Source organism: Paraburkholderia sp. BL25I1N1 (genome assembly GCF_003002025.1).
Taxonomy (GTDB): Bacteria; Pseudomonadota; Gammaproteobacteria; order Burkholderiales; family Burkholderiaceae; genus Paraburkholderia.
The window spans coordinates 239,602-257,295 of record NZ_PVZB01000011.1; the positions used below are offsets into that span (position 1 = coordinate 239,602).

At 63.3% G+C, this 17,694-nt stretch carries 16 protein-coding genes and 1 riboswitch; of the genes, 9 read left to right on the forward strand and 7 right to left on the reverse strand.

Annotated features, from left to right (window positions below):
* Window positions 1–6: 6 nt before the first annotated feature.
* The 4 genes from B0G73_RS18425 to B0G73_RS18440 form a co-directional block, all read right to left on the reverse strand.
* Window positions 7–483: a MarR family winged helix-turn-helix transcriptional regulator gene (locus B0G73_RS18425; RefSeq protein ID WP_106282742.1), complete on the reverse strand. Its 477-nt coding sequence runs from the start codon at window positions 481–483 to the stop codon at window positions 7–9.
* A 118-nt stretch (window positions 484–601) separates the two neighbouring features.
* Window positions 602–2,260: an ATP-binding protein gene (locus B0G73_RS18430; RefSeq protein WP_106282743.1), complete on the reverse strand. Its 1,659-nt coding sequence runs from the start codon at window positions 2,258–2,260 to the stop codon at window positions 602–604.
* A 3-nt stretch (window positions 2,261–2,263) separates the two neighbouring features.
* Window positions 2,264–3,781: an ATPase domain-containing protein gene (locus B0G73_RS18435; protein WP_106282744.1), complete on the reverse strand. Its 1,518-nt coding sequence runs from the start codon at window positions 3,779–3,781 to the stop codon at window positions 2,264–2,266.
* Window positions 3,782–3,866: 85 nt separating this feature from the next.
* Complete coding sequence (locus B0G73_RS18440; protein WP_106282745.1) at window positions 3,867–4,769, reverse strand: LysR family transcriptional regulator; 903 nt, start codon at window positions 4,767–4,769, stop codon at window positions 3,867–3,869.
* Window positions 4,770–5,017: 248 nt separating this feature from the next.
* Between B0G73_RS18440 and B0G73_RS18445 the strand changes: the two genes are divergently transcribed.
* From B0G73_RS18445 to B0G73_RS18460, 4 genes are all read left to right on the forward strand, one after another.
* Window positions 5,018–6,094: an alpha/beta hydrolase gene (locus B0G73_RS18445; protein WP_106282746.1), complete on the forward strand. Its 1,077-nt coding sequence runs from the start codon at window positions 5,018–5,020 to the stop codon at window positions 6,092–6,094.
* Window positions 6,091–7,449 carry an MFS transporter gene (locus B0G73_RS18450; RefSeq protein WP_106282747.1) on the forward strand — a complete coding sequence of 453 codons (1,359 nt, stop codon included), beginning with the start codon at window positions 6,091–6,093 and terminating at the stop codon, window positions 7,447–7,449. Before B0G73_RS18445 ends, B0G73_RS18450 begins: the two co-directional genes overlap by 4 nt.
* 19 nt (window positions 7,450–7,468) lie before the next feature.
* On the forward strand, window positions 7,469–8,491 hold the full coding sequence (locus tag B0G73_RS18455; protein WP_106282748.1) for a hypothetical protein: 1,023 nt from the start codon (window positions 7,469–7,471) through the stop codon (window positions 8,489–8,491).
* A 99-nt stretch (window positions 8,492–8,590) separates the two neighbouring features.
* The gene (locus tag B0G73_RS18460; RefSeq protein ID WP_106282781.1) at window positions 8,591–9,031 is read left to right on the forward strand and encodes a hypothetical protein; all 441 of its coding nucleotides are present in this window, start codon (window positions 8,591–8,593) and stop codon (window positions 9,029–9,031) included.
* 18 nt (window positions 9,032–9,049) lie between these two features.
* On the opposite strand, the gene B0G73_RS18465 is transcribed toward B0G73_RS18460, so the two are convergent.
* Entirely contained in the window at window positions 9,050–9,646 is a 597-nt protein-coding gene (locus B0G73_RS18465; protein WP_106282749.1) for a histidine phosphatase family protein, read from the reverse strand.
* Between the two features lie 63 nt (window positions 9,647–9,709).
* Window positions 9,710–9,852, forward strand: a riboswitch (cobalamin riboswitch).
* Window positions 9,853–9,890: 38 nt separating this feature from the next.
* Here B0G73_RS18465 and B0G73_RS18470 point away from each other — a divergent pair.
* Together B0G73_RS18470 and B0G73_RS18475 are read left to right on the forward strand one after the other, a co-directional pair.
* Complete coding sequence (locus tag B0G73_RS18470) at window positions 9,891–10,112, forward strand: CbtB-domain containing protein (RefSeq protein WP_012428410.1); 222 nt, start codon at window positions 9,891–9,893, stop codon at window positions 10,110–10,112.
* An 11-nt stretch (window positions 10,113–10,123) separates the two neighbouring features.
* Window positions 10,124–10,864, forward strand: coding sequence for a CbtA family protein (locus B0G73_RS18475; RefSeq protein WP_106282750.1), 741 nt, complete (start codon window positions 10,124–10,126; stop codon window positions 10,862–10,864).
* Between the two features lie 193 nt (window positions 10,865–11,057).
* Here the strand turns inward: B0G73_RS18475 and B0G73_RS18480 are convergent, their stop codons facing one another.
* The gene (locus B0G73_RS18480; RefSeq protein WP_106282751.1) at window positions 11,058–12,974 is read right to left on the reverse strand and encodes an FUSC family protein; all 1,917 of its coding nucleotides are present in this window, start codon (window positions 12,972–12,974) and stop codon (window positions 11,058–11,060) included.
* 323 nt (window positions 12,975–13,297) lie between these two features.
* The gene (locus B0G73_RS18485) at window positions 13,298–14,116 is read right to left on the reverse strand and encodes a 2OG-Fe(II) oxygenase (RefSeq protein ID WP_106282752.1); all 819 of its coding nucleotides are present in this window, start codon (window positions 14,114–14,116) and stop codon (window positions 13,298–13,300) included.
* 285 nt (window positions 14,117–14,401) lie between these two features.
* Between B0G73_RS18485 and B0G73_RS18490 the strand changes: the two genes are divergently transcribed.
* The 3 genes from B0G73_RS18490 to B0G73_RS18500 are packed head-to-tail and all read left to right on the forward strand — an operon-like array spanning window position 14,402 to window position 17,634.
* Complete coding sequence (locus tag B0G73_RS18490) at window positions 14,402–15,244, forward strand: MaoC family dehydratase N-terminal domain-containing protein (RefSeq protein ID WP_106282753.1); 843 nt, start codon at window positions 14,402–14,404, stop codon at window positions 15,242–15,244.
* A 29-nt stretch (window positions 15,245–15,273) separates the two neighbouring features.
* On the forward strand, window positions 15,274–16,437 hold the full coding sequence (locus B0G73_RS18495; RefSeq protein WP_106282754.1) for an acyl-CoA dehydrogenase family protein: 1,164 nt from the start codon (window positions 15,274–15,276) through the stop codon (window positions 16,435–16,437).
* 18 nt (window positions 16,438–16,455) lie between these two features.
* Window positions 16,456–17,634, forward strand: a complete 1,179-nt coding sequence (locus B0G73_RS18500) for a CaiB/BaiF CoA-transferase family protein (protein WP_106282755.1) — start codon at window positions 16,456–16,458, stop codon at window positions 17,632–17,634.
* Window positions 17,635–17,694: the final 60 nt, after the last annotated feature.

The following is a 17,694-nucleotide window of genomic DNA, read 5'->3' on the forward strand; positions in this document are numbered from 1 at the left end:
CAACCGTTACGCCGGCTCGCCGCTGTTATCGCTGTTCTGATCGGCGCGCTCGCCGGCGTCGGCCGTGAACGCGGCCAGCACGCGCAAAGTGGCTTCCAGGTCGCTGCGCGAGACGCCTTTTAACGCTTGCGCCCGCAGCGTGACCAGTTCTTCTTCCATTTTCGCGGTGACGGCGCGGCCTTCTTCGGTGAGCACCACGGTTTTCGCGCGCCGGTCTTCGGGGTCTTCGTCGCGACGCATCAGGCCCGCGGCGCACAGTTGATCGAGCAGCCGCACGAGCGAAGGCCCTTCAATACCGATGTGATCGGCGAGCGTGACCTGGCGCACGGCCGCGCCGAGCCGGCTGGCGGTCAGGAGTGGCGTAGCGCACGCCTCGGAGACATTGAAGGCCGCGAGCACGCCGTGGCTCGTGCGCCGCCATTTTCGGGCGGCGACGACCAGCGTGCTGCTGACTGTCCGGCGTAAGGCATCGAGATTCGACATGGCCGGTATTGTATTTCCAAAAAATTCGTTAGCAAACTATTGATTCTGGAATTTTTTATGACGATACGGTGCGACTGCGCGCATCGGCACGCGCGCAGGTTTGTTACGTCGGCGTGACTCAGGCCGCGAGCCCGAGCCTGACCGTCCGCGCCAGATCGTCCAGCTGGAAAGGCTTGCGCAAAATCGTGCAGCGCTTCACCGCCAGCCCGGAAATGTCCACGTCCGCATAGCCCGTTGCCAGGATCACCGGCAAATCCTCGCGCATCTTGCGCGCCTCGGCGATCACGTCGATTCCGTTCATGCCGGGCATCGCGAAGTCCACCATCAGCAGGTCCGGTTTGTCGTCCTGCAAACGGTTCAGGCCCGCGCGTCCGTCGGCGGCTTCGGTCACCGTGTAGCCGAGCATTCTCAGCGACTCGACCAGCATGGCGCGCACCTCGCTGTCGTCTTCGACCACCAGCACGCGTTTTTCGCCGATCACGTTCGCTTCCGCATTCGACGCCGCTTCGGCCTGCGGCGCCACGCGCTCGCGCAACGGCAGCCAGAGCTCAACGGTGGTGCCCACGCCTTCCTCGCTGAACAGACGCGCGGTGCCGCCGGCCTGCCTCGCAATGCCGTAGACCTGGCTCAAGCCGAGTCCGGTTCCCTTGCCGATCGGCTTGGTGGTGAAGAACGGATCGAACACGCGCGACACCACATCGGGCGGCACACCCGAGCCGGTATCGGCGACTTCGATCACTACGTAGCGGCCTTCAGCGAGTGTCTGATCGGGCGCCTCCCGCTGCTTCACGCGAATGCCGAGCTGGCCGCCGCCCGGCATGGCGTCGCGCGCGTTGATGGCGAGATTGAGAATGGCCAGTTCGAGCTGATTGGCGTCGGCCTGAGTCCACATCTCTTGGCCTTCGAACTCGTTGGTATAACGGATGCTCGATCCGAGCGACACCGTAATGATGTCGCGCATGCCTTGCAGCAGCGCCACCACGTCCACGGCTTTCAGATCGAGGTTGCTATTGCGCGAGAAAGTCAGCAACTGTCCCGTCAGTTTCGCGCCGCGCTCGGTCGCGCGTTTGACGGTGGCGGCCATGCTGCGAAGGCGCTCATCGCTGGTTACTCGCGCGATCAGCTCTGCGTTCACCATGATGACGTTCAGCAGATTATTGAAGTCGTGCGCGATGCCGCCGGTGAGTTGCCCGAGCGCCTCCATTTTCTGCGACTGCACGAGCACCGCCTGCACTTTGGCGCGCTCGTGTATTTCCATCATCAGCCGATTGTTGGCGGAGGCGAGTTCCTGAGTGCGTTCGGCGATACGGCTTTCCAGCGAGTCGTTCAACTGCACCAGTGCTTCTTGCGCTTCGATCCGCTCGGCCAGATGGCGGCGCGATTCATACTGCCGCGCGCGTGCCCGCAACGACGACGCCACCGCGCGCCGCAGCGTCTCCGAATTCAGCGGACGTTCGAGCACGACAACGTTGCCGAGCCGTTCGAGCACTTCGAGGCCACGTTCCGAGCGATGTCCGACGCGTGAGGCGGCGAGCAGAATAAACGGGAAATCCGACCACGCGGGCTGCTGCTCCAGCCACTCGAACAAACGGGCCGCATGGTTGCCCGTGAGCGCTTCTTCCGCGATCAACGCGGCGCCCGCACCGGCGTCGAGTTCCGCGGTGAGCGCGTCGGCATCGCGGCATGCCACGCAGAGGCGTTGATCTTTGTGCAGCACTTCGGCAATCACATCGGCGTCGCGGCCAAACGGCGCAAGAATAAGGACGCGTTGCTCCATGGCCTATTGCCCGGACGTGTCAAGGACGCGGTTCGTCGCACCGAGCAGTGCAGTGTTGCCGCGATAAGCCGGCAGTCCGGAGAGCACACCTTCGAAGTCGCGCAACGCCTCGCCGACTTCCACGCCATTGCTGCCGAGCCGGAACTGGCGGATCGAGCGCTCGTGAGCATTGGCGCGGCTCTTTACAGCCGTCACGGCGGTGAGCACTTCGCCGTGGTGTTCGAAGTAGCGGAACAGCACCACCACGTCGCTCAGGTAGCTGATGTCGATATCGGTCTGTACCTCGCCGATGATGCCGTGCTGCCCCAGCACGAGCATCGTGATCACGCCCTGCTGATTCAGATAACCGAGCAGTTCGTGCATTTGCAGCAGCAGATAGCGCTCGCCGGGCATTGCCTGCAGATAGGCGTTCAGACTGTCTATCGCGACAAAGCGCGCACCGTCCCGCTCGACAGAGCGGCGGACGTCGCTGGCGAATTCACCGGGCGAGATCTCCGCCGGATCGATCTGCCGCAGCGTCAGCAGACCGCTTTCGACGTGCGGCGCCAGATGCATGCCGAGCGTCGCGCAGCGGATCGTCAACGTGACGAGCGTCTCGTCGAACACGTAGTAGACGCAGCGCTCGCCGCGCTCGAGCGCGGCGATCAGGCACGACACCACCGTGGTGGTCTTGCCGACGCCCGAAGGGCCGATCATCAGCGCATTGGTGCCGGGGATCAGACCGCCGCCGAGCAACGCGTCGAGCCCCTGCGTGCCGGTGCTGACCGCCTCGGTCTCGAACTGCGCGTGGTGTTCCGCCGCGACTAGGCGCGGATACACGCGGATGCCACCGGTGTCGAGCGTCAGGTCGTGGTAGCCCTCGCGGAATTTGATGCCGCGCATTTTGGCGATGCGCGTGCGCCGCCGGTTGCCGCCATAGTCGCGCACCAGATTGTCCAGACTGACCACGCCGTGCGCGATGCTGTGCAGTTGAACGTCACCGGGCTCGGAAGAATTGTCGTCGAGCAGCAGCACCGTGCATTCTCGGGTGGCGAAATAGCGCTTGAGCGCGAGAATCTGCCGCCGGTAACGCAGCGGGTTCTGCGACAGCAGACGCAATTCGGAGAGGCTGTCCAGCACGATGCGCGAGGGTTTGAGTTCCTCGACCTGCTGGATGACGTTGCGCACCGTTTCGCCGAGTTCGACCTCGGCCGGGTGCAGCACGGTCTGCTCGTACTGCGGGTCGAGACCTTCGTCCGAAACCAGCTCGAGAATGTTGAAGCCGCCGATATCCCAGCCGTGGCTTTGAGCTACAGCGATCAGTTCGGCACGGGTCTCGGACAGCGTGATGTACAAACCTTTCTGTCCCTCTTCGACTCCCTTGAGTAAGAATTGCAAGGCCAAGGTAGTTTTACCTGTACCGGGCGCACCTTCCACAAGGTACATGCGATGGGGCGTGAGACCGCCTCCCAGGATGTCGTCGATTCCATCGATTCCTGAGGAAAGGCGGGCCGGCTTGTCGGCGGCTTGTCTGTTTGACATGGCGTAGCGTATTTGACGTCGATGGATGGCTGTTGGTTATTCAGCCGGTACGGCGAGAATGCAAAATCCGTGCCGGTTGACGGATTCATGCGCCGGCGCGCTCCTTCACCAGTTGAATGAAGCGCGTGGCCGCGCTGTTGTGCAGTGCGGCGGGATAGGCAAGGTGCAGCGGCGCGCTGAGTTTCGAAGGGTTCGCGAGCGTGCAGTACACGGTGCCCACCTGATCGTAACGCTGCATGGAAGCGGGCACCAAGGTCACGCCCAGACCCGCCGCCACGAGGTTGATGCCCGACACCATGCGCGGCACTTCGCGGGCAATACGCGGGACGAAGCCCGCTTGCCGGCAAGCGGCGAGGATGTCGGCATACATGCCGGGCGCGCCCGGACGACGGACCAGAATGAAGTCTTCGTGCGCCAACGCTTTCAGCGACACTTGCGGCCGCTTCCTGCCCTTGAGCAACGGATGACCCACCGGCAACACCACGACCATCGGTTCGTCGAGCAGCAACTCGAACGCCACGCCCTCGCGGGCGTCGACCGGCTTGCGTAGAAACGCCGCCTGAATCTGGCCCGCAGCCAGACGCTCGATGATCTCCGCCGCGTTGAGCTCGGCGAGGTCCACGGCGACTTCGGGGCAGACCGCGCGAAACGCGCGGATCGCCTCGGTCGTGAATGGATGGAACGAGGCGGAACTGGTCAGTCCGATCGAAATCGTGCCGAGTTCTCCACGCGCAATCCGGCTCGCCTTTTCGACAGACTGCTGCAGATTTTGCAGCAGGCGTTGCGCGTCTTCCGCGAAGGCCTGACCGGCCGGCGTCAAGGTGACGCCGCGCGGCACGCGCACAAAGAGTTCGAAACCGATCTCTTCTTCCAGCGTTCGAATCTGCTGCGAGAGCGGCGGCTGTTGCATGGCTAGCCTTTCTGCCGCGCGCGTGAACTGGCCTTCTTCGGCGACCGCCAGAAAATAACGCAGATGCCGCAGCTCCATGGTGTTTCGTCTCCTCACCAGCGCATGAAGGCCGGTTCGATGCCATACATATTAAATATGAATGGTGCATGAAACAGGTATTTTACATTTACCATGGCCGCTCCTACGATCTCGTCCATCGCATTCCGTCCGACTCAGCCGGTGCGACGCTCGGTATTCGCCTCCGGTTCCGAGTATTCGGTTTCCCTACGACGGATTTGATCATGCGCCGCGTTCAAGACTGTGCACGGTGATCAGGAGGAAGCTGCATGACTTTGAATCTTTCACGACGTATTGCGGCGTTGTGTATGTCGGCAGGCGCGGCAGTGCTGATGACGTTCGCGCAATCCGCGTTCGCGGTCCATGCTTACGAGCCGCATCTGAAGCCGGTGGCGACGATCTCCGACACGCGCTTCATGCTCGACACGCCGCAAGGGCAAGCGCAATTCCCGCTGTATCTGTCGAAGGATTGGAACGTTGCGCAGCCGCAGGTGACACGCGCGGTTATCGTGATTCACGGCAAGCTGCGCAATGCGGACGTGTACTTTCGCACCTCTCAGAATGCTCGCGACACCGCACACGCGGACCCCGACGCCACGCTGCTGATCGCGCCGCAGTTCCTCGCCACGCTCGACACGCGCGTACACGACGAGCCTGCCGACTTGCTGCGCTGGACCGGCGACGCCTGGATGGGCGGCGAAGCGGCGCGCGCGCCGCTGCCGATCAGTTCGTACGAGGTGCTCGATGCGATCGTCGCGCGTCTCGCCGATCGCAAGCTATTCCCCAATCTGCGGCATGTGGTGTTCGCCGGGCATTCGGGCGGCGGCCAGATCGTGCAGCGCTACGCCGTCGCGGCGCGTAATATCGCCGCGTTGACCGGCGAAGGCATCGACGTGCGTTACGTAGTCGCGAGCCCGTCCACGTATGCGTATTTCGATGCGCAACGGCCTAACGCGCAGGGCATTGCCGCGCCGTTCGATGCCGCGCAATGTCCCGACTTCAATCAATGGAAATACGGCATGGACAACCGGCCGCCGTATCTCGACGACCGCACGCCCGCGCAACTCGAAGCGATCTATGCGTCGCGCCGGGTCGACTACCTCGTCGGCGGCGCTGATGACGATCCGCAGCAGAGCGCGCTCGACAGAACCTGTGCCGCCGAAGCGCAAGGGCCGCAACGCGCGGCGCGCGCCGAAGCGTACTACCGGTATATCCAGTCGCGTCATCCGGACGGCCTGAAGCAGCACTTTCATATCGTGCCGGGCGTGGGGCACGACGGTGCGCGCATGCTGACGTCGGTATGCGCGCTGTCAGCAATGTTCGACACTCCGGGATGCGGGCAATGAGCGAAGCGACCTTCAATCAGCGCGACGGTGTCGCGGCTGGAGCCGATGCAGCGAACAGCTTGAGTCCGTCGATGGTGCGGCGCGCGATCTTCGCCTCCGTGCTCGGCAATGGACTCGAGTGGTTCGACTTTCTGATCTACGGCTACTTCGCGAAGATCATCGCGCAAGTGTTCTTTCCCGGCGGCGGCGGCTTCGTGTCGATCATGCTGACGCTTGCGACATTTGCCGTCGGTTTTATCGTGCGGCCGATCGGCGGCATCCTGCTCGGCATTTACGCGGACCGCGCGGGGCGACGCAAGGCGCTCTCGCTGCTGATCATTTCGATGGCGGCCAGCACGTTGCTGATGGGTCTCACGCCGGGCTATGCGAGCATCGGCATCGCTGCGCCGCTGTTGGTGGTGCTTGCTCGCTTATTGCAAGGGCTATCCGTGGGCGGACAGTTCGCGACGGCTTCCGCGATGCTGGTCGAGTACGCGCCGCCGCACAAGAAGATGTTTTACGGCAGCTTCAACATGTCGGCGCAGGCGTTCGCGTTGCTGCTGTCGTCCGGCGTCGGCTATCTGCTGACCACGCAGCTCGCGCATGAGCAACTGGTGGCGTGGGGCTGGCGTTTGCCGTTTCTGTTCGGCGCGCTGGCGGGGCCGTTCGGCTTCTATATCCGGCATCGCGTGGCCGAGTCACCGGAGTTCGAGCGGCTGCTCGAACACAAGGAGAAACCCCCGCGCGTCACGATCCGCCAGTTCTTCCGCGACAACGGCGACGCGGCGATCTGCGCGATGGGTGTGATTATCGTCGGGGCGGCGACTAATTATGTTTGGCATTCCTATCTCTCGGTGTATGTCGAACGGCAATTGCATTTGCCGCTGTCCACCGCGTTGCTCGGCGCGTTCGTGTCCGGTGTGCTGAATCTGTTTCTGTTTCCGCTGTCTGGCAAGCTCGCCGATCGTTATGGCGCATACCGGTTGTTCTATCCCATCGTGATCGCGTGGATGGTCTGCGTGTATCCGCTTTATCACTTCGTCGTGACGAATCCGACGCCGGGGCACCTGTTCATCGCGCAGATGATCGCGACGCTGTTCCTCGCCGCAATGTCCGGCGCGCATCCCGGCATGCTCGCGACCTTGTTCCCGGTGCGCAGCCGTTCGGCGGGCGTGGCGCTGTCGTACAACATTGCGGTGACGCTGTTCGGCGGCATGGCGCCGCTCACCATCACCGGCTTGACGCGCGTGACCGGCAGCAGCCTCACGCCCGCGTTTTACCTGATTTTTGCCGGCTTCGTGTCACTCGCGATGGTGTACTTCACGCGCGCCGGACGCATGTCGGGCGGCGCGGCGGCGAGACCCGCCACTCATTGATCGACCACGAGCCTATTGCATGACCCAGTCTTTCATCACAGACGACGAACGCGCGCCGAATGAACATCCGGTCGCGGTCGTTGCGAGCCGGCATCTGAGCGTCACGACGCGAGCCGGCAGCGGCACCGTGCCGGTGTTTTCCAACGGCGACTGGCTCGCGCCGACGCGCGATGTCCAACGCGCCGTGATTCTGATTCATGGCCGCTTGCGCAACGGCGACACGTATTTCGAACTCGCGCAGCGTTCGTGCTCGCTCGCCGGCGGCAGCGCGGCCGATACGCTGCTGATCGTGCCGCAGTTTCTCGCGACTGCGGATGTCGACGCGCATGAGCTGCCGCCGTCCACTTTGCATTGGGACTGGACGAGCTGGATGGCCGGTGAGAACGCCGAAGGTCCCGCGCCGATCAGTTCGTTCGATGTACTCGACGCGATTGTGGACACGCTGGCGTCGCGCGAGCAGTTCGCGTCGCTCGCCGAGGTGGTGATCGCGGGACACTCGGGCGGCGCGCAGGTCGTGCAGCGCTACGCGGTAGTAGCGCGAGACGAGGCGTCGCTCGCGGCGCGCGGTATCGCGCTGCGCTATGTGGTCGCGAATCCTTCGTCGTATGTGTACTTCGATGCAATGCGGCCGGTTGGGTCGGTTGCGTCCGCTGTGTCCGGCGAGTTTGCGGCGTTTGATCGGGCGAGGTGTCCGTCGTTCAATCGCTGGAAGTATGGGCTCGAGGATTTGCCCGCTTACTCTCGCGACGCGGCTTCAGCGGCCACGCTCGAAGCGCGTTACGCGCAGCGTGACGTGACCGTGCTGCTCGGCGGCGCGGATTGCGATCCACAGCACCCAGCGCTCGACCGCTCGTGCGCCGCGCTGGCGCAAGGTGAACACCGGGTCGGGCGCGGCCTGGCTTATGCGCGTTATATGGCGTTGCGGCATCCCGAAGGATTGGCGAGGCATCGGACGTATGTGATCGATGGTGTCGGGCACGATGCCAAGGGGATTTTTGGGTCGGCGCAGGGGCTGGCGGCTTTGTTCGGTACTGGACTGTAACGACGGCGACTGAAGCGCGGTCTTGAGTAGTCGGCGATCATGGGCATGAAGCGTGCTACGGCGCTGGTACCTGCGAGTGACTTCAAGGACCGCGCCGACATGAACAGAACCCGATTGCTTGCCACCGCGCTCGCCGCTGCGTCGCTGGGCGCTTTGCTGACCGGCAGCGCGTATGCCGACGATGCGCCTAGCCCTTGCACATCCCTGAAGCGGATCGTCGCGGCGGCCCCTGGCGGGCTCGCCTCATTGACGTCGGACGACGGCAAGGGCGTCGCGCAACCCTACGGCGACGACGCGCAATGTTCGGCGAGTCACGGTGCCTATCAATGCACGTGGACGCCGCATCACGACGCCGGCTCGATTGCCGACGCGCTGCAAGCTGTCGCGGCGGACGTCGCATCGTGTCTGCCGGACGCGACGCACGATCAGAATTCGCCGGGACTTCAGCACTTTTATCTGGGCGCGAAGGGTAAGCGGACCGATATCACACTGACGCCGACCGGGTCGAACAAGCTGCGTCTGGTGGTGTCGGGTAAATAAGCCGCCCGGCGAGAGCGGCTAGTATGTCGCCGGCCACCATGTCCAGCCGCGCGACGAGTGCCGCAACTCAATGATCGAAAGCGGTGCGATTTCAATGCGCGGAAAAACCGCGGGCGATGCTCCGAGCGCATACACGATCGCTGCCCGCAGCACCGGCGCGTGGGTGACGGCGATCACGTCGCGAAGATGGGACGATGCACGATCCGTCTCCCCGTCTAACAACGCTTCGAGCCATTCTCCTACCCGTTTCACGAGTTGACTGAACGACTCGCCGCCGTGAGGCGCGGCGTCCGGATCGCGCGTCCATGCGGCGACGTCTTGCGGCGCTTCGGCTGCGAGGTCGGCGAGCCGCCGTCCTTGCCATGTGCCGTAGTTCAGATCCGCCAGGCCGGCGTCGACCGATGCCGCGAGGCCCAGCGCCGTCGCCGTTTCGCGCGCGCAGGCGGCCGGGCTGACGAAAGCCGGCGCGTCATCCGCGATCGCCAGGCGCAAGCGTGCGGCGTGGGTTTGGGCTTCGGCGAGGCCGCGGGCGTCGAGTGAATCGTCGGCGGGAAAACGGCCTGCGCGCTGGGCCGCGGTCGATGCGTGGCTGACCAGTAACAGCCTTGTGTCCATTCCGTTCATGTCCTATCAAGCCACGTCCCGAAGCCCAACGCCGGCGGCATGAACCGTATGTTTTGCGTTGCCGGGTGCCGAAGTTTAGCGCGTAGAATAGCGGGACTGCGAAGCGCGGAAGCCGGTGAGAGCCCGGCGCGGTCGCGCCACTGTAATCGGCAGCACAAGCCGAAAGCCAGACCTGAGCTTCGCACCAATCCTCTGCAATGACTATCGGGGCGCGTTACCCCAGGAGATGTCCATCATGACCGAAGCTGTTTTCGATCCCGCCAATCAGCCCGTTGCCCAACCCACGCCGATTCCGCTGCGCGAGTTGTTGCCTTGGGTCGTGTTCGGCGGGTTGCTGTTGTTGCTCGCGCTTTACTTCGTGGGTGCGGAACAGGGCGCCACCTCGCTGGTGCCAGGCATGTACGTGCATGAGTTCGTGCACGACGGCCGCCATCTGCTCGGCTTTCCCTGCCACTAACGGAGTCGACCATGGTTGGTAAGTTGTTGGTACGCGGGATGCTTGCAGGCATCGCCGCGGGACTCCTCACGTTCGGCTTCGCCCGGGTGGTGGGCGAGCCGCAGGTCAATCAGGCGATTTCATTCGAAGAAAAGGCCAACGCCGCGAAAGGCGAGGCGCCCGAGCCTGAGATGGTGAGCCGCGATACGCAGCGGGGTATCGGCTTGTTGACTGGCGTGCTGACTTACGGCGCGGCATTCGGCGGCTTGTTCTCGCTGGTCTTCGCTTACGCTTATGGGCGAGTGGGCGCGTTGAGCCCGCGCGCGTTGTCCGCATGGCTTGCGCTTGGCGCGTTCATTGCGCTCGCGATCGTGCCGAACCTGAAGTATCCGGCGAACCCGCCCTCGGTCGGCGACCCTGAGACGATCGGGACGCGCACGGGGTTGTTCTTCCTGATGATTGCGATCTCGCTGGCGGCGATGGTGTTCTCGCTCAAGGTGCGGCGCCGTGCGGCGATGAAACTTGGCGCGTGGAACGGCTCGATCGTGGGCGCGGCGGTGTTCATCGTGATCATCGCTGCGGTGCAGTTGTCGATGCCCGCGATTAACGAAGTGCCGGAGGCTTTCCCGGCGGTGCTGCTGTGGAAATTCCGCGTCGCGGCGCTCGGAATGCAGGCGATTATGTGGGCGACGATCGGGCTGCTGTTTGGCGCGCTGGTCGAGCGGATTGCGTCGATGCGGGTGGCGGGGCGGTCGGTGGTGAAGTCGGCTTGATTTGCATGACGAGTGCGTCGCTTCGGTGGTTGCGCTCGGCGGTTTGCTCGCCGTGCTTCGCTCTCCGCAGTTTGCGCGCAGTGGTCAAGATGGGTTATGCGTCAAGGAGTTGGGGCGGTTGTGGGGTGGTTATCCACAGGCTTGCGAACAATTTCTGTGGACAAGTTTCCACCTACCGCCATTCCCAAGCCCTCTACACACTCTTCCCCCTCAACGCCCAATTGAAAACGCGCCGCCCATCCGAAACCGGCTGCGTCAACCGATCGAACAACTGCGCAACGGCGCCATCCAGTTGTGTAAGTGCCGATGCCCGGTTCAAGTCGAAAGCAAAGGCAGGCATCATCGGTCTACGGTCATCTGACCCGCCACGCGCAGCGTCCGTCGCGCCGCCGCCATAACGCGCAATCAAAGTATCGAGCCGCTCCACGATCGACTCGACATGCGCCGCGCTTACCTCCGCCGCATTGAGCGCTACTGCTTCCTGCAATACGCCGCTCCGCGTAAATCCACTCAACACCCGCGCCCAATGCAGGCAACACAACAACGAACCCGTCGCCAGCTCGACATCCGGATTCCACACCACCACGCGCTGCGTCTGCAGCGGCCGCAGCGCGATCCGCAGATCATGCCAGCCGCGATCGAGCTTACGCATCGCGGCAACCGCGTCACCCGCCTGCGCGCCTGCCCCAGAGAGCCGCACGACGTCGCGTAGCGCGCCCAGCACCGCCGCAAGCCTCGCCTCGACATGCCGCGTCGCTGCGAGCGGCATCATTAGCATCGCGACGGCGAATGACACGAGGCAACCCACCAGCACTTCTTCGATCCGCAGTTCGACCAGCGGCCCCATCGCAAACCCCAGTTCGCCGTAGACCAGGCCGACGAGTACGGTGATGAAAAACACGCCCGGCGCATACGCGCTCAAGATGTAGTAAGCCCAGCCGAATACGCACAGGACCATCGCGATCACCAGCCACACCGGCGAATCATGCAGCGGTGCGACCAGCAACACGCTGACGAGCGCGCCAGCGAGCGTCCCCACGAGACGCTGCGCACCGCGATACACCGTATCCGCGCGCGACCGTGTGCCAAGAAACACGACGAACGTCGTAATGACCGCCCAAAACCAACGTTCCGGCGAAAGCGAATGGCCGATCAGCATCGCGAGCAATGCAGCGGTAGTGGCGCGCGCGGCGGGGAGCCAGCAGAGCTTGCTGCGCAAGTCGGCGAAGCGCTGCGCCGCGGTCAGCGTAATTGAAGCGCTCGCCCGCGCAGACGAAACGCGTCGCGCGTCGCCGCCTTGCGCAATCTCCTTGAGGCGCGCAATCGCGTGGCGTAAGACACCGGCACTCGCCTTGACGCCATCATCAACGGATCCCGATGCAAACGCATATTGCCCAGCCGCGACTTCTACTTCGACGATCCGTTCACGGATCGTCTCCGCATCCGGCGGATTCAGCAGCGCCAACTGTTCTTCGAGCGACAGCGCAGCTTCATTCAACGCGGAGAGATGCGCGGCAACCGGAGCGTGAAGCACACGCGACGCGCGCAGCGTCACCGTATGAACGGCGAGGCGAAAGCTCGCCGCGGCTCGCATCGACACAATTACGCGGCCTACCAGCGCGACCATCAACGGGCCGAACGCGGACAGCAGAAGCGACTGCACGAGATACGCCGTCGTAGGATGCAGATAGAGGCCGAGGTAAAAACACACCACGCCCAGCATCGCGCAGCCCAATGCACGCGGCCCGCACGCCTGGCACAACATGCCGATGAACATCACCACCAGGAAGCCGGCATCGCCGGCTAGCGGATAGTGGCTCAACACGCTCGCCGTAGCGAAGCACACGCAAGCGCAGAGATAGAGATAGAAGAGCGTGCCGAACCAGGCAGTTCGCTGCGCATCGCGCACGAACAACGGCGCGACCATCGCAAAGAGGATGCCGGGCGCGGCAAGCGTAATGGGCTGATCTTGGGAAACGGTCCACGCGATAGTGGCCACGCCGGCGAGCAGGCAGGCGAGCGCGACGCGCAGCGCGGTATGGAGGCGCACGAGTCCCGCGTCCGCGGCTAGCAGACGGTCGGCGACACGCGATAACGTGGCGGCAATCATGATCGATGATATCCAGGCTGATTGGCCGCCACCGGCTTTTGGCCGATTGCGGCAGGGCGGGCGCGCGGGCCCGCCACCTTCGTATCGCCGAACTGGGCTGCCATGCCGGGATCACCGGCTGACAACCCCGTCCGTCGACGGGCGATAACACTCGAACGGACACGCCGAATGCGCTGCAAAGGGTGGTGCAGCGCATCCAGCGGGTTCGGGTTTTCCCGAATGATACCGGGTCAAAATTGCGTGTGTCGAATTTTGCCGCAGCGCAGTAGCGCAGTGGCACAGGAGAGCACGTCGAACCAAGGCAAGCCAAACCCCGGCCTGCCTCACGCCGCGTCGTGGAAAATCACCCCGAGCGTGTGTCGTTGGCCCGAGCGCAAGCGGCTCACGCCATGCCGCAGATTCACCCGATACGCACCGCGCGTCCCCTGAACCGGTCGGTGATGGACCGCGAACACCACCGCATCGCCCTTGCGGAGCGGCACCACTTCCGTACGCGACTGCATGCGCGGCCGCTGCTCCGTCATGACGAATTCGCCGCCGGTGAAGTCCACGCCGGGCTCGGACAGCAGAATCGCGACCTGCAGCGGGAATACGTGTTCGCCATAGAGGTCCTGATGCAGACAGTTGTAGTCGTCGGTCGCATATTGAAGCATCAGCGGCGTGGGGCGCGTCTGACCGGCGGCGTGGCAACGCTCGATAAATGCCGCGTGCGCGGCCGGATACCGGACGTCGATCCCCATCGCCTGATTCCAGCGATTCGCCACCGGTGCGAGACGCGGATAAAGCTTGCGGCGCAAATCGGCGATCAACGTCGGCAGCGGATAAGCAAAGTACTTGTATTCGCCGCGGCCGAAACCGTGGCGCGCCATGACGACGCGGCTACGAAACAACGCATCGTGCGGATAGAGCGCGGTCAGCGAATCGCATTCCTCTGAGCTGAGCAGATTGCGCAGCATCGCGCAGCCGTACGCGTTCAATTCTGCTTCGACATCGAACCAGTCGACCGCACCGATACGCTGCGCAGGCGAGCCGCGCGTCTCCGTTTCAGTGGCTTTCACCTCCGGCTTCTGTCCCGCGCCAGCTGTCAGGTCCAACGCCAAATCCAGCGTGCGCGACTCACTAACCTTCGCAACCGTGTCCATAATTTCTCCATCACGCGATCGTAATCATGATTGAGTGTAAGCACGGGCGTGATGCCGCACACCCCGACTCTTGCTTTCCAATTCCGCGCTGTTCGCAGCCGGTGTCTCGGCAACGAGCGCATGATGTGCAGACGGATTCGGCCGCAGTGCTCCGCCACGCGGCGATTCAGCGAGCCTTAAGCAAATCCAAACACTCGCTTCGAAAATGCAAACTTCGCAGCATATGCTGGCTCGTTCATAGTAAGACTCTATTAAGCCCAATACGCGTATACGGAGACGGTGCCCATGTCTGCTTCCCCACAGAAACTCGACGACTGGCTCGACAAGCAGGAGGTGCTCAAAGACGACATCACCGCTTTTCCATTGAAGGCGATGGCCGCCACGCTCGATCGCGAAGAAAGCAGCGACAGCGTGCCGCCGCTGTGGCACTGGCTGTACTTTCTACCGGTTGCGTCGATGTCCGAAGTCGGCCCGGACGGCCATCCGAAGCGCGGCGGTTTTCTGCCGCCCGTGCCGCTGCCGCGCCGCATGTGGGCCGGCGGCCGCCTGACTTTTCACGCGCCCCTCAAGGTGGGCGACCACGCCACGCGCACTTCGACCATCGCCAATATCGAAGACAAGACCGGCCGCTCCGGCCGTCTCGTGTTCGTCACGGTGCAGCACACTATCGAAGCCGGCGGCGAACTGAAGCTCGAAGAAGAACACGACATCGTCTATCGCGACACGCCGCAGGAAGGCGCGCGTCCACCGCAGCCGCAACTCGCCCCGGAAGGCGAAACCTGGCGCCGCGCGATCGACGCCGACGCCGTCATGCTGTTCCGCTACTCGGCGCTGACCTTCAACGGTCACCGCATTCACTACGACTATCCGTACGTCACGGAAGTCGAAGGCTATCCAGGCCTGATCGTCCACGGTCCGTTGATTGCAACCCTGCTGGTCGACCTTGTGCGCCGCGAACAACCGCAGGCCACGCTGCAAAGTTTCGCTTTCAAAGCGGTGCGTCCGACCTTCGCTGGCCGGGCTTTCACGGTGTGCGGTAAGCCTTCCGCCGACGGCAAGATCATCGAGTTGTGGGCCAAAGACCACGAAGGCTATCTGACTATGCGCGCCACGGCCGCTATCGCCTGAGCTTCGCCTGAACCCCAAGAGATTCGTTTATGCAAACCACGCAGCAGGATTCCTTTCAGGACATTCGCGAAGCCGTTCGCGATCTGTGCCAGCAATTTTCCGGCGAGTACTTTCGCAAGATCGACGAAGCACGCGGCTACCCGGAAGCCTTCGTCGACGCGCTCACCAAAGCCGGCTGGCTGGCCGCGCTGATTCCGCAGGACTTCGGCGGCTCGGGGCTCGGGCTGACCGAAGCATCGGTCATCATGGAAGAAATCAATCGCGCCGGCGGTAACTCGGGCGCCTGCCACGGCCAGATGTACAACATGGGCACGCTGTTGCGCCACGGTTCCGAAGAGCAGAAGCACAAGTATCTGCCGAAGATCGCGTGCGGCGACTTGCGTCTGCAATCCATGGGCGTGACTGAGCCGTCCACCGGCACGGACACCACGAAGATCAAAACCACCGCCGAGCGGCGCGGCGACCGCTATGTGATCAACGGACAGAAGGTGTGGATCTCGCGCGTGCAGCATTCGGATCTGATGATCCTGCTCGCGCGCACCACGCCGCTTGCGGACGTGAAGAAGAAATCTGAGGGCATGTCGATCTTTATCGTCGATCTGCGCGAAGCGATCGGTCACGGCATGACCGTGCAGCCGATTCTGAACATGGTCAATCACGAGACCAACGAACTGTTCTTCGACAACCTCGAAATCCCCGCCGAGAATCTGATCGGTGAAGAAGGGCAGGGCTTCAAGTACATCCTCGACGGTCTGAATGCCGAGCGCACGCTGATCGCCGCCGAATGTATCGGCGACGGCTACTGGTTCGTCGACAAGGTCACCGAGTACGCGAAAGAGCGCATTGTTTTCGGCCGTCCAATCGGCCAGAACCAGGGCGTGCAGTTTCCGATCGCGCGATCGTTCATCAATGTCGAGGCAGCCAGCCTGATGCGCTTCGAGGCAGCACGCCGTTTCGATGCGCATCAACCGTGCGGCGCCCAGGCAAACATGGCGAAGCTGCTCGCGGCCGATGCGTCGTGGGAAGCCGCCAACGCATGTCTGCAATTCCACGGCGGCTTCGGCTTTGCCTGCGAGTACGACGTCGAGCGCAAATTCCGTGAGACTCGGCTTTACCAGGTCGCGCCGATTTCCACCAATCTGATTCTTTCGTACGTGGCCGAGCATATTCTCGGGCTGCCGCGTTCGTTCTGACGTTCGGGCGCCAACAACATGAGACCACTCGACGGTATCAAAGTCGTCACGCTCGAACACGCGATCGCCGCGCCGTTCTGCACGCGTCAACTCGCGGATCTCGGCGCGCGGGTGATCAAGATCGAGCGGCCCGGCGTCGGCGACTTTGCGCGCGGCTACGACGAACGCGTGCATGGACTGTCGTCGCATTTCGTCTGGACCAATCGTTCCAAGGAAAGTCTTGCGCTCGATCTGAAGCAGCCTGCCGCGACGGAGATTCTCGATGCCCTCGTCGCCGACGCGGACGTGCTGGTGCAGAACCTCGCCCCCGGCGCAGCGGACCGGCTCGGTCTCGGTTACGACACGCTGAGCAAGAAGTGTCCGAAGCTGATCGTCTGCGATATTTCCGGCTACGGTTCCGACGGACCGTATCGCGACAAGAAAGCTTACGACCTGCTGATCCAGAGCGAATCCGGTTTTCTGTCGATCACCGGTTCGCTGGGCGAGCCGGCCAAGGCCGGTTGCTCGATTGCGGATATCGCGGCGGGCATGTACGCGTACTCGAACATTCTCAGCGCGCTGCTATTGCGTGGCCGCACGGGGCGAGGTTGCCGCATCGACGTGTCGATGCTGGAGAGCATGGTCGAGTGGATGGGTTATCCGCTCTATTACGCGATCGACGGTCAAGCGCCGCCCGCGCTCTCCGGTGCGGCGCACGCCACGATCTATCCGTACGGCCCGTTCCCGGCCGGCGACGGCAAGACGGTGATGCTCGGTCTGCAGAACGAGCGCGAATGGAAGCTCTTCTGCGAACGCGTATTGATGCAACCCGATCTCGCCACCGACGAGCGCTTCAACTCCAACTCGAAACGCACGTCGGCGCGTGACGCGTTGCGCGAGGTGATCGTTGCGGCCTTTGCGACGCTGAGCGCGGCGCAAGTGATCGAACGGCTGGATAGCGCCGGTATTGCCAATGCGCAAATGAACTCGCTCGGCGACGTATGGGCGCATCCTCAATTGAAGGCGCGCGAGCGCTGGCATGAAGTCGGTACACCGGCGGGTGTGGTGCCCGCCTTGTTGCCGCCGGGTTTGCCGACGGATATCGAGCCGCGTATGGATCCGGTTCCCGCGCTCGGCGAGCATACCGACGCGATTCTGCGCGAACTCGGCTACGACAGCGCGCGGATCGACGCGCTGCGAGCCGCCGGCACGATCTGAATATGTCCTGTGCCGGCGTGTAAGCGACTCCGCGCCCGGCAACCCGAACGAACACAAAGC